Here is an 11,342-nt window from a genome sequence, read left to right as displayed (position 1 = left end):
ATCCCGCCACCTGCCACAACGCCCATTGCTCACCGGTAGAAGCGGCGCCAGGCGCTCCCACTGGGCATCCGTCAGATCACTCCTACACCCCATAGTCATATCAACGACTCAACTGATCGCCAGGACACTGCCTAGTAGGGGGCGCGACAGGCGGCCGTGACAGGGGGTTGGGTGGGGTCGCCGTCCGGGAGGCCGGCCGCGAGGTATCGGCCGCCGGGCCGCGGGCGGTGATCCGGTGCAGCGCCCTGGCCGGTGCTGCTCGGTTGGGCCGGCCTTCTCCTGGTGGTGGAACTGGGGATGTGTCGTGGGTGCATGGCCTGGCCAACGATCGCGACCGCACCGGGTGACGCGCTGTGCGGTCGTCGTCCTGGTCGGCCGCCAGGCCGTTTCCCGCTGCGCCCGGGCATCCCTTCCCCAGCCCGCCGCCAGGACGACTGAGGGCGGACCCTAGGGTGATCCCATGGACGTGGGGGCGGTACTGATCGCGATGACCGGTGTGGCGGGCACGTTGGGCGGCGCGCTGTTGACCCAGCGCGGCGCGGACCGGGTCAAGAAGCGTGAGCTGGAGATGAGCCACGCCATCCAGGAACGCCGCGAGAACCGCGAACTGCGGCGGCGGTGCTACACCGAACTCCACCGGGACGCCCGACAGTTCGCCACGGCGCTGAGCCGCCACCTGTACGTCATGCGGGACCGCGCGCCCGGGGACGAGGACGTCCAGACGCTGGAACGGGCGAAGGACGCCCACCGGGACCGCTGGTCCGAGACCCTGATGACCGCCCCCGACACCGTGATCGGTCCGGCCAACAAACTGAACGACGCACTGACCCGCGTGTACGGGCAGATCAAACGCATCGAACAGGGGAACCCCCGGCCCGGCGAGACGCTGCGATCGGCCGCCGAGGGGCAACACGCGCTCTGGCCCCTGATCCGCGCCACCCGAGAGGCGATGCGCGCCGACCTGGGTGTGACGGGCGCCGCCCCCTGGCCCGAGTCGACCTCGGCCGACGACCCGACCATGATCGGCGACTTCGAGGAGACAGGCGGCGAAACCTCCTAGTTTTTAGTGGCCCAGCAGAGCCCGTAGACGGCTGCCACCAGGGGAATAGCTCGGTGCGGCCCGTAGGGCGGCGGTGGCCCCGGCTCGGACTCCTGATGCAGTTCCTGACGCGACTCCTGACGCCTACGCATCCTGGGCCAACCCGATCGAGGCCCACTTCGGCCCGCTGCGGCAGTTCACCCTGGCCAACTCCCACCACCGCAGCCACCCCACGCAAACCCAGGCACTGCACCGCTACCTGCGCTGGCGCAACGCCAACGCCCGCCACCCCGACGTACTTGCCGCCCAACGCAAGGAACGCGCCCGCATCCGCAGCGAGAAGGGCATCCGCTGGGGCGGACGCCTCCTCAACGCCGCAGCCTGACCGACCGCGAACCGCAGCCTCGGGGTGCCGAAAGGGACAAGTTCACGAGAAGGACAGCGACGGAAGGACGACTCAGGAGGCGGGCGGTTCGATCTCCCCCGCAAAGACGATGACCTGGTCGATGAGGCTCCGCCGCAGATGGACGACGTCCGTTCCCGCCAGGCGGGGGCCTCCATCCGGCGTGGTGAAGACCCACCGGTACCGGGCCCACTCGTCAGGCATGTCCACCGCTGAGCAGCGCGCCATCGTGCCGGTCCCCGCCGGGTGGCGCCGGATGTCCAGCACGAACCGCTCGACCGCCGCGATCCCTTCGCTGCGACCCAACGGCCCCCAGAAGACCACGTCTGAGGTCAGGGCCTGGGAGAGCAGGGCAGTCACATAGCTGTCGTCCGAGGCGTTAAACGCGGAGATGAACGTGTCGATCGCGGAGCGTGCCGTCTCTTCCTGCATGCCCCAGTAATACCAGCCGTTGCGCGTGCGCTCGTCCCGCGAGCCGCCTTCCGATCACGGTGGACCATCCCGATCACAGCAAGGGGACTTCGCGAAAGGGGCAAAACACCCCGTTAGCGGAGACGGTCGCCCCCATCGACGACCCGGCACGGGAGGAGCGCCGCCGCGTCCGCCGACGCCGCAGGACCCGGCTCCGGGCGGCCGAGCTGGGGCGCTCGCGCGGTGGGCTGACCACCAAGACCCACCTGTCGGCCGAGCGCCGCTGCCGGCCACTGTCGTTCGTCCTCACGCCTGGCCAGGCCGCCGACAGCCCCCGCTTCATCCCGGTGGTCGAGCGGATCAAGGTCCGCGCCCCGGTCAGGCGGCCCCGCACCCGCCCGGACGCCGTTGCAGGCGAGACCGATCCTCGCGACCTGGAACGACTCTTCGACCGCCCACCTCGCCGCGGCGACCTTGACCAGGTCTTTCAGCCGGGTGGCTACGGGTCCGTAGCACACGTAGTGGGCGAGCTCGGTCGGGTCGCTGACCGAGCGGCGGGCCAGGACCCAGTGCCCGACGCCGTCCTCCCACACCGGTCGGATCGCCACCCGGGCCCAGTCGTAGACCCGCTCGCCGTGGGAGCCCTTGCCGCCGGACAGGCGCTTCCAGGCCTGTCGCGGCAGCGTGGCGACCAGCTCGTCGACCCGGACCTCACGCCACCGTGTCGTGATCACGGTGTCGTTGACCCTGGTGGCCAGCACATACCCGATGCCGCGTTGCTCCAGCCAGACCCGCAGGTGCTTGACCTGCCCGTAAGCCTCGTCCGCGGTCACCCACGCGAACGGCACCCCCGCGTCGATCGCACGCTGCAGCATCCAGCGGAAGTGCTCGTTCTTCGTCGCGAACGGCACGTCATCGGGCACGCCGGCCGCCCGGCAGCGCTCGCGGTCGTCCGTCCACGAAGGCCGGCAGGTACAGCTCCCGGTCGATCAGCGCGCGGCCCTTCGCCGAGGCGTAGGCCAGGAACGTGCCGATCTGGGAGTTCTCCGTCCGCCCCGCAGTCCCCGTGTACTGGCGCTGGACCCCGGCCGACCGCGTGCATCTCTTCCGGCATCGTTTCGTGCCCCGATGCGCCGACCAGCTGGTCGTGACCTGGGCAGCAGGTGATCGAGCTGGACGACCTGACGCTGCGCCGCTTCAACAGCGAGACAGACCTTCCGGAACTCCTGCGGGTCATTGAAGAGTCGTTGGAGCACCTGCGCCCGTGGATGGCCTGGGTCGCTGAGCACAGCCTGGCCAAGACCACCGATTTCCTGGCCCGCCGCGCGAAGCGCTGGGCGAGTGGTGAGGAGTTCACCTACGTGATCGTGCTGAACGGCGCGATCGTCGGCGCTTGTTGGCTGGCCGCGAGATCGGCTACTGGCTGCACCCGGCCGCCACCGGCCGGGGCGTGGCCACCCGGGCCGGACGAACCCTGCGTGGGCAGATCGGGGACTGGTGAATCTGACGTTCTCCAAGTTCCCCGACAGCGTCAGGCGGCTGATCAGGTTCTGCGCGAGATGACCATGATGTATTCGCAGGGAGCGTTCGTTCGGTTGGCGAAGCCGTGGTCCGCGTCGGCTTGGAAGAACAGGGAGTCACCTGTGTTCAGGGTCTCGCTGATCCCGCCGATCGCGACGGTGAGGGTGCCTTCGAGCACCACGAGTTGTTTCTCCGTACCTGGCGGATACGCGGGCAGCAGCCCGGTAGAGACCTGCGGGGGGAGGTAGTGGACGACCATCTCGGCTCGTCCCGCGCCCGGGGCCGCTGACACGATGTGCCGCTCGAAGCCGGTTTCCGGGTCACGGAAAGCGGGGCGATCGTTCTTGCGCATGACGATGGCCACACCGGACGCGGCAGCAGCCGGCGCACCGATCAGGTCCGAGAGCGAGACATCGAGCGCGTGGGCGATCCTGGACGCGACGCCGATCGTCGGGCTCTTCTCGCCGCGTTCGACCTTGGACAGCATCGCCCGACTGACCGACGACTGGGTGGACAACTGCTCCAGCGTCAGGCCCGCCTCCTCGCGGCGTCGCCGCACGTTACCGCCGAACGCGCCAGCCAGGTCGTCACCGTGCTGGGATTCGGCCGCGTTTCCGTCTTGCTCGACCACCGTGCTCCTCGATCGATGGGTACCTCGCTGCCCACAGTGTAGGGTTTCTCCTAAAGAAGATCTGATCTCCTTTAGGAGACGTACGATGTGCGCCCGACACGACGGAGGGGCTCCATGCGTTTGATCTCAAGTGGCCGCCACCATGCCACGTTCGAATTCGGCGATCTGCAGGTGATCTCGTTGCGAGACGGGTACATCGACATGCCGCCGACACGGCTCCGCGGCGAGGATGGGCGCACGCTCGACGAGCTGCCGGCCGCCGTCCCGCTGGCCGGCGACAACTTGCGGCTGTCGGTCAACGCCTTCTTCGTCACCGACGGCACGCGGTCGGTTCTCATCGACACCGGCGCGTCCAACGCCTGGCACGACCCCACCATGGGATTGATCTACGACGCGCTCGACGAAGCGGGAATCGACCGCGCGCATGTCACCGATGTGGCCATCACCCACAAGCACGAAGACCACGTGAGCGGACTCATCGCGCCGGACGGTTCAGAGGCGTTCACCAAACTCGAGCGCGTGTGGATCGGCGCGGGCGACACCTCGGTGTTCACGGGGCGGCTCGAGCCGATCCGCGACCGCGTCGTACCCGTGTCGGAGAAGGTCGCGATCAACGACTGGACCACCGCGATCCCGACACCGGGCCACACACCCGGTCACACCGTTTACCACGTCAGGAGCGGCACCGGCCACCTTCTCGCCTGGGGCGACACCGTTCACGTTCCCACGCTCCAATTCGATCAGCCGAACGTGTCCTGGGAGCTCGACGGCAACCAGTCCCAGGCCAGCGCCGCGCGAGCGGCCCTCCTCGAACAACTGACCCAACCACACCACTTCGTAGCTGGCGCCCACCTCGACTCACCCGGCATCGCCCGCGTAACCCCCTCCGGCGACGGTTATGCGCTGGAATACCTCGCACCACCGATCGGCTGATCGAGCCTGTCGGCTCCGGGGCGTGCTCGCGTACTCCGGCACGGACTCCTTCACCTACGCCGCAGGCGACTCCTACGGCGGCAGCGCCACCGCGACAGTGAGGCTCACCGTGCACCGGACGACCCGGGCCGGGCCCGACCGCAGACCCCGTTTCCTCGGCCAGCCCCGGCCCGGCCGCCCGCCCCAGCACCAGCGGTCGGCCCGCACGGCACGCCCGAGGCGGCAGCCTCGCCGCCTCGGGGCCGACGGCGCGCAGACCGCCCTCCTTATCGGCGCCGGCGCGCTGCTCCTCGTCGCAGGTGCCGGAGCGATCGTGCTCGCCCGCCGTCGGTGCCCCAGAGCTGGGGACAGCGGGGTGCGGCCGGGGCCCGCGATGACGGTGCCTACGGGGCGCCGCCCGCCCGGCCACGTCATCGCGCAGGGGGCGGCCGGACGACCCGGCAAACCCACTCAGCCTCGCCGGAGTCGCTGACAAGGAATTTCGGTACTCAGCCGCCCGAACGCCACGGCGCTCCGGCCCGTTGCCTCCGCACCCTCGATCGGACGTCACGGAACGTCGCCGCGGAGGAGATCTGAAACAGCTTCTAACCTTGACCTTGACGTTTAACCTTCGTCGCCTCCGTAGCTGAACGGCTCGATGGTCCAGGGCAGCCCGGGCCCATCTCGATAGGCAGCGAAGCCCGGTTGCAGGCTGGCTGTCTCGGAGATGGAGGGATCGTCCTCCGTCATGCAGGCGATGCAGTACACGCCACTGGCATCGGGGAGGTTCGGATCGTTCACGCCGTCCCCGATCAGCCAGTCGCCCTCACTGTCATGGATGACGACGAGTGCCGGCATGCGCCCCTCCGCGACGGTCCGCTGCACCACAGCGCCGAGATCGCGCGGGAACCGCTCCCCTGGGAACGGAAAGGGTGCCTGCCGGACCACCGGGTGGGATGTGTGATTCATGGCAGCAGTATCGCGGCACTCCGCGAGAGATATCGCACGAGTGATCGATCCATGATGTCACCCGTCCAGGGATTCCTCGGACGGTGGAGCGGCCTAGGCATGATCCTGAACTCTCCGACGAGGTAAGGGAATCAACACGAAGGCCCTGGTGATGAGTGTGCTGCAGCAAGCTGTCCAGCGCGATCCGTTCGCGGAACTGTCACGCTTCCGAGCGGACTTCTACACCTGTCTGACCGGTCGGAGGGATGCGCTGCTCGAGCTGACCGACGCGCTGCTGTGCACCGAGGGCCCAGTGAAGACACTGGTGGACCCGGCGCTCGCGTCCGAGCACCGTCGTGGCCACGGTGCCCTGTACGGTGCGCTCAAGCGGCTCCAGGGCACGCACAGGGCGAGGCCGTCGGTCGCGTCGAGGCCGCGGCCCTGTCGCGGACGAGCGATCCACAAGTCGACGTCGGCCACCCACCTCACCCGCCTGCCGGGCAGCGTTGGCCGGGCGGCCGTCTTCAGCAACGTGGTCTTCGTGCGGATGACCCGCAGGAGAGCTCCGCCCTTGATTTCAAGCGCACTTCAAGTCGTACGGTCTCCTCACCGCCCGCGCAGCGCGGGCGTTGAAGCAGAGCGACAAGCAGGGGGAGCCCTGTGACGACCGAGCAGATCTCCGATGCCCAACTCGCCGGACGACCCGCGGCGTACTGGACCGGTGTCGCCTACGAGGCGCTCATCTCCTACATCCGGGCCCGGCAAGCCGAGAAGGGCTACACCCAGCCCCAGTTCTGGTTGCTCCGCAACCTCTCGGCGAACGACATCTCACCCGACGGCCAGGGGATGACCCTGACCGAGCTGCGCGCCGCCATGGCCTCCTACATCCGGGCCGAGGACGACCTGGCGGCCGAATCCGAGGTGCTCCTGGAGCGAGGCTGGCTGGCCCGGGACGCCGAAGAGCGGCTCTTGCTCACCGAGGAAGGGGAGCAGGCCCGCGTCGACCTCGCACGCAACGCACCCGCCATCCGCGCCGCCCTTCACGAAGGCATCGACGACGCCGACTACATCACCACGGTCAAGGTGCTCCAGCAGCTGATCCGCAACGCGGGCGGGACCATCGCCTGACGCGCACCGCACCTCGAGTACGACGGCAAGGCGCCAGCTACTCCGAGCACGTCCTGGCCGTGTGAAGGTCCGCGACAACGACCCGGCCCTTGCCGACCAGGAGCGGACCGACCGGACGGTGTACTGGCGGCGCCGTACCTGGCCCGGCCACACCTGCACCGGGTACCCGCCGGTCGCCTTGGTCGTCACCGACGCCGGACCGGTCGCCTTGACGCCGGACCGGTCGCCCTGGCCAACCGGCAGCAGGCGGTGGCCGACCTGTCCGCGGAGTGCTGGCGCGGGCAGCGGTACACCGTGCACCGGGACGACAACGACGGAGACGGCTGGCACGAGTACGACGACGCCGTGCCCATCCTCGCGACCACCCTGGAACTCCTGGCCGAGCACGGCCCCTCGGGCCGGTGTGGTGGCGCTTCGGCCGCCCCGGCCGGCACTTCCTGATCGAGGCGCTGGACAACCCGGGCAACCGCGCCGCCTACGACCTGCGCCAGAAGGCCTGCGAGAAGAAGGCCCGCCAGGACCACCGCGAGGTGATGCCGACCCTGGCCTGTGCCGACTGCGGCCAGGTCCCCGAGCAGGAGAGCACCTACGAGTACGGGCTCCATGGCCAGTGGACCCGCGGCCCCGGCGGCCGCTGCTACCACGAGCACGAGGAACGCCAGGAGAAAGCCGCCGCGAACCGGGCCGGCCTCCAACTGTCGTGTCCGGGCACGGTTTCGGGCCGCTACCGGATCCCCGGCTCCGGCTTCAGGCCCTGGGCAACCCGACCACCAGGTAGGTTCCCGCCTCGCCGTCGACATGGATGACGTGCCTTCCCACTCGCACCACTTGGCAGCCCTCCGCGCGCCAGGAACCGGCCTCGCCCTCACAGCCGCGCAGCGGTGTCCAGATCTCCAGGAACGTACTGCCGTCCGGATTGGATCCGGACTCGACCAGGTTCTCCCCGTCCCAGCGCAAGGCGCCCAGGTCCTCCCCAGGCTCACCCACCTCGTGGTGGAATCGGACCTGCGCGCCGTCAAAGGACGTGGTGCCGGCGAATCCGGCGTACTGGTCCCCGATCTGCAGCCACACGGCCTCGCCCTCGTCGATCAGCGGGCCGCCGTCGCGGCTGATGCCGAGCCGGCGCCACCCGCCGCGCGTAGGGGGGCGCACGACTGTCGCAGCCGATCGGCTCTGGGCGCAGGCGAACGAGGCGGTCGCGGTTCCGGACCGGTTCGGTGTCGGCTCCATCAGATGTCGCCCCCGGCCCCGCCCGCATCGAGCGCCACGATCGACAGCGGGATGTTGCCACGCACGGCCTGGGAGTAGGGGCAGACGGCGTCGGCCCGGTGCAGGTAGGGAAGCAGGTCATCGGCCTTCCAACCCGGTACCGCGACCGACAGTGTCACAGCCAGACCGTATCCGGCGGGTGTGGCGGTCGTCCCCAGCTCAACCTGGCAGGTGACCCGAGCAGCCGTCGTGTCCAGGCCGCTGTCACCCGTTACCTCGGCCAACGCGGACCCGAAGCAGGCCGCGAATCCGGCGGCGAACAACTGCTCGGGATCGGTGGCCTCCGGCACTCTCTTGCGCGGCGGTGCCAGTCGCGCCGCGAGATGCCCGTCATCGGTGGCGACGGTGCCGTTCCGGCCGCCGACAGCATTCGCAGTGGCCGTGTACAAAGTCCTGGTCAGTGGAACGGTCATGCCGGACTACCCTCCGCGAGACGCCAGCCCCCTCCACCTCGGAAAGGGCCATCCAGTGCCGTCAAGGCGGCAACGGGGCGTCGTCGTGCATAACCGGGTACGGCGCGTCTCGTCCGGGGCCGAAGCTCAGCCGCCGGTCAGAATACCCACTCCTCGCCGAGGCAACGTAGCCGGCCAGGCAGCGCAGTGCGGGTCGGGCTCATGGAGCGCCGACGCCGGGACATCACCGAGGGAATCGTCGGGTTGAGCATGAGCGGTAGGGCCTGGGTGGGACCCGGCCTTTGTCCGCCGGCTGTCCGCGTGCTCGTGGTGGCCCCGCCGCGCCCGGTCGTGGGCGGCCAGGTCCGGGTCCTGCTCGGGCAGGGGCTGCGCCCCTGCCCACCTCGCCGCGCCGCCGCCCCCGGTTGGCTGGGTGGTCCTCCTGGAGGTGGTGATTGTGAGTGGTGTTGCGCCCGTCGGCGCCCCTGGTGGCCGGGGTGGGTGTCCCCATGCTCTCCATGATGGACATCATCCTTACCGGGGCCGAAGCCCCTGACCAGGGGTGTCCGTCAAAGTGAATCAAGCCCGTTGTGGTTGTGTCTCCGTGGCCCCCGTGGCCCCCGTGGCCCCCGTGGCCCCCGTGGCCCCCGTGGCCCCCGTGGCCCCCGTGGCCCCCGTGGCCCCGCAGCTGGCACGGCGGCTGCGGGAGCCGGGTGGGTTATGGGGCGCAGACGGCGTAGGGGGTGACGGTGGTGTAGTTGGTGTTCTGGTTGTCGGCGAGGACTTGCCAGGTGTTGCCGACGGGTCGGCTGGTGACCTGGATGGGTGGGACGGCGCCGCCGCTTTGCTGGTATCCGCCGCCGGTGATCACGTGGCCGGTGGGGCAGGTGGCGGTGGCCACCACCGGGACCCTGGCCGTGGCCACCCCGCGGGGAGCGGTGCCAGAGGAGAGGGTGGTGGTGACGGTGTCGGTGGCCGTGTTGATCACCGACACGTTGCTCGAGTTGGTGTTGGTGACGTAGGCGCGGATACCACCCGGGCTGAACTCCACCGCGAACGGCGACAGGCCGACGGGGATGGTGGTGGTGACGGTGTTGGTGGCGGTGTTGATCACGGACACGGTGTTCGCGAGGCCGTTGGTGACGTAGGCGGTGGTGCCGTCCGGGGTGAACGCCACCCCTTCGGGGTTGGTGCCGACGGGGATGGTGGTGGTGACGGTGTTGGTGGCGGTGTTGATCACGGACACGGTGTTCGAGCCGGCGTTGGTGACGTAGGCGCTGGTGCCGTCCGGGCTGACCGCCACCTGGTCGGGGTTGGTGCCGACGGGGATGGTGGTGGTGACGGTGTCGGTGGCCGTGTCGATCACCGACACGGTGTTCGAGGCGATGTTGGTGACGTAGGCGGTGGTGTCGTCCGGGCTGACCGCCACCCCTTCGGGGTTGCTGCCGACGGGGATGGTGGCGGTCACGGTGTCGGTGGCCAGATTGATCACCGATACGGTGTTCGAGGCGGCGTTGGCGATATAAGCGAAGGTCCCGGATGTCGCGGCCCGAGCCGGGGAGGCCGCCGTCACCGGCAGCGCCCCGGCCCCCAGCAGCACCAGCCCCGCCGCCATGGCGCGTGCCCGTGCCGCCCACCGCGGGGCCCGACAAGCGCCTGCATCGTGCCCCGCTGGGCCAGGCAGTCGTCGTTTCCCACAACTGATCATCGCCATACCTCTCGCTCGAAGAACCCAAGGATGTGGCGACGCAGGTCCCGGGGGCCGGAACGGCCCGTGCCATGACGAACAGACGCGACCGCCACGGCCGGCCCCGCCACCGCGGCCACCACCCGTGCCCCCAGCCGCGTGCTCTGACGCCGCACCGGGCCCGCGACGGCTGCGCCACCGCGCTGACAGGACCCCAAAAGAGCACAGGCCACCGCGCGTCAGCGTAAGCATCGCAGTATGAAATATGATGGTTCGACACCTTTTCATCCGAGTGATCCGACCTGCGGGCGAGTATGTGCGGCCGCCGGTGGTGTATCGGCATGAAGCCGCACGCGGGCCGCGGCCGCACGCCAGGCGGCGAACCCGACTCGTCACAGGACAACCCGCCCGGGCCACAACACCCCTGACCGGACGGCCTACCAGGCCACGCCCAGGCCCTCCAGCTGTCCGCGCTGCTCCTCGCTGAGCTTGTCCCGCCGGGCGCGCTGGTTGTTCAGCCAGGTGCCCGGCGACGTCCCGTCCTCCTTGTGCGCGCGGGACCTTCGCGTGCCCTTCCCGCTCGACGAACACGGCCAGCGCGGCCAGGCCCTGCGGGAACCGGTCCGCCCGCGACACCTTCGGTGGCGCTACGGCCGTGAAGGCCGGCGCTCCCTGCTGGACGCGCTTGAGAGCCCGGACATCCGCGAGGCGTACGACGAGCGCCAGAAGGCCCGGGCGAAGAAGGCCCGCCAAGTCCACCGCGAGCTGATGCAGACCTTGGCCTGCGCCGACTTCGGGAACGTGCCGAAGCAGGCTGGGCTTGATTCGCTTTGACGGACACCCCTGATCAGGGGCTTCGGTCCCGGTAAGGATGATGTCGATCATGGAGAGCATGGGGAAGAAGCCGCGCCCTCGCCGCTCGTTCACGTCGGAGTTCAAGGCCGAGATCGTCGAGCTGTGCCGGCGCGGTGACCGCTCGGTCGGTCAGGTCGCCAAGGACT

12 protein-coding genes, 4 pseudogenes and 1 riboswitch are annotated in these 11,342 nt (G+C 69.7%); of the genes and pseudogenes, 9 read left to right on the top strand and 7 right to left on the bottom strand.

Going from position 1 to position 11,342, the window contains the following annotated elements; translation table 11 throughout:
• Positions 1-460: 460 nt before the first annotated feature.
• Positions 461-1,060: a hypothetical protein gene (locus ABD369_RS39190; RefSeq protein WP_344641424.1), complete on the top strand. Its 600-nt coding sequence runs from the start codon at positions 461-463 to the stop codon at positions 1,058-1,060.
• A gap of 124 nt (positions 1,061-1,184) precedes the next feature.
• Positions 1,185-1,424, top strand: a pseudogene (locus ABD369_RS39185) (IS630 family transposase); the annotation flags it as partial.
• 72 nt (positions 1,425-1,496) lie between these two features.
• Here ABD369_RS39185 and ABD369_RS39180 read toward each other — a convergent pair.
• A complete protein-coding gene (locus ABD369_RS39180; RefSeq protein ID WP_344641423.1) occupies positions 1,497-1,874 on the bottom strand; it encodes a nuclear transport factor 2 family protein in 378 nt (125 codons plus the stop codon).
• 155 nt (positions 1,875-2,029) lie between these two features.
• Between ABD369_RS39180 and ABD369_RS41480 the strand changes: the two are divergent.
• Positions 2,030-2,272, top strand: a pseudogene (locus tag ABD369_RS41480) (IS5/IS1182 family transposase); the annotation flags it as partial.
• Between the two features lie 6 nt (positions 2,273-2,278).
• Here the strand turns inward: ABD369_RS41480 and ABD369_RS39170 are convergent.
• Positions 2,279-2,960 (bottom strand): annotated as a pseudogene (locus tag ABD369_RS39170) (IS701 family transposase); the annotation flags it as partial.
• 436 nt (positions 2,961-3,396) lie between these two features.
• Positions 3,397-4,005, bottom strand: a complete 609-nt coding sequence (locus tag ABD369_RS39165) for a helix-turn-helix domain-containing protein (RefSeq protein ID WP_344641422.1) — start codon at positions 4,003-4,005, stop codon at positions 3,397-3,399.
• A gap of 114 nt (positions 4,006-4,119) precedes the next feature.
• On the opposite strand from ABD369_RS39165, the gene ABD369_RS39160 reads away from it, so the two are divergent.
• Positions 4,120-4,938: an MBL fold metallo-hydrolase gene (locus tag ABD369_RS39160; protein WP_344641421.1), complete on the top strand. Its 819-nt coding sequence runs from the start codon at positions 4,120-4,122 to the stop codon at positions 4,936-4,938.
• A 603-nt stretch (positions 4,939-5,541) separates the two neighbouring features.
• Here ABD369_RS39160 and ABD369_RS39155 read toward each other — a convergent pair.
• Positions 5,542-5,886 carry a hypothetical protein gene (locus tag ABD369_RS39155; protein WP_344641420.1) on the bottom strand — a complete coding sequence of 115 codons (345 nt, stop codon included), beginning with the start codon at positions 5,884-5,886 and terminating at the stop codon, positions 5,542-5,544.
• 151 nt (positions 5,887-6,037) lie between these two features.
• On the opposite strand from ABD369_RS39155, the pseudogene ABD369_RS39150 reads away from it, so the two are divergent.
• From ABD369_RS39150 to ABD369_RS39135, 4 genes and pseudogenes are all read left to right on the top strand, one after another.
• Positions 6,038-6,256, top strand: a pseudogene (locus tag ABD369_RS39150) (transposase); the annotation flags it as partial.
• A gap of 269 nt (positions 6,257-6,525) precedes the next feature.
• Positions 6,526-6,993, top strand: a complete 468-nt coding sequence (locus ABD369_RS39145) for a MarR family transcriptional regulator (RefSeq protein ID WP_344641419.1) — start codon at positions 6,526-6,528, stop codon at positions 6,991-6,993.
• Positions 6,994-7,242: 249 nt separating this feature from the next.
• Positions 7,243-7,434 carry a hypothetical protein gene (locus ABD369_RS39140; RefSeq protein ID WP_344641418.1) on the top strand — a complete coding sequence of 64 codons (192 nt, stop codon included), beginning with the start codon at positions 7,243-7,245 and terminating at the stop codon, positions 7,432-7,434.
• Positions 7,395-7,799, top strand: a complete 405-nt coding sequence (locus ABD369_RS39135) for a hypothetical protein (protein ID WP_344641417.1) — start codon at positions 7,395-7,397, stop codon at positions 7,797-7,799. Before ABD369_RS39140 ends, ABD369_RS39135 begins: the two co-directional genes overlap by 40 nt.
• Here ABD369_RS39135 and ABD369_RS39130 read toward each other — a convergent pair.
• The 3 genes from ABD369_RS39130 to ABD369_RS39120 all read right to left on the bottom strand — a co-directional run bounded on the left by ABD369_RS39130 (position 7,741) and on the right by ABD369_RS39120 (position 10,269).
• On the bottom strand, positions 7,741-8,145 hold the full coding sequence (locus ABD369_RS39130; protein WP_344641416.1) for a hypothetical protein: 405 nt from the start codon (positions 8,143-8,145) through the stop codon (positions 7,741-7,743). The two genes, ABD369_RS39135 and ABD369_RS39130, sit on opposite strands and share 59 nt — an antisense overlap.
• Before the next feature lie 77 nt (positions 8,146-8,222).
• On the bottom strand, positions 8,223-8,675 hold the full coding sequence (locus ABD369_RS39125; protein WP_344641415.1) for an Ohr family peroxiredoxin: 453 nt from the start codon (positions 8,673-8,675) through the stop codon (positions 8,223-8,225).
• Between the two features lie 74 nt (positions 8,676-8,749).
• Positions 8,750-8,812, bottom strand: a riboswitch (guanidine-III (ykkC-III) riboswitch).
• A 560-nt stretch (positions 8,813-9,372) separates the two neighbouring features.
• Positions 9,373-10,269, bottom strand: a complete 897-nt coding sequence (locus tag ABD369_RS39120) for a YVTN family beta-propeller repeat protein (protein WP_344641414.1) — start codon at positions 10,267-10,269, stop codon at positions 9,373-9,375.
• Positions 10,270-10,908: 639 nt separating this feature from the next.
• On the opposite strand from ABD369_RS39120, the gene ABD369_RS39115 reads away from it, so the two are divergent.
• Positions 10,909-11,175 (top strand): hypothetical protein, encoded by a 267-nt coding sequence (locus tag ABD369_RS39115; RefSeq protein ID WP_344641413.1) that lies wholly within the window; start codon positions 10,909-10,911, stop codon positions 11,173-11,175.
• Positions 11,176-11,342: the final 167 nt, after the last annotated feature.

The sequence above is a fragment of the Kitasatospora cystarginea genome, assembly GCF_039533515.1.
Lineage (GTDB): Bacteria > Actinomycetota > Actinomycetes > Streptomycetales > Streptomycetaceae > Kitasatospora > Kitasatospora cystarginea.
Note: the sequence above shows the minus strand (reverse complement) of the source record. Positions and strands in the feature narration are given on the sequence as shown.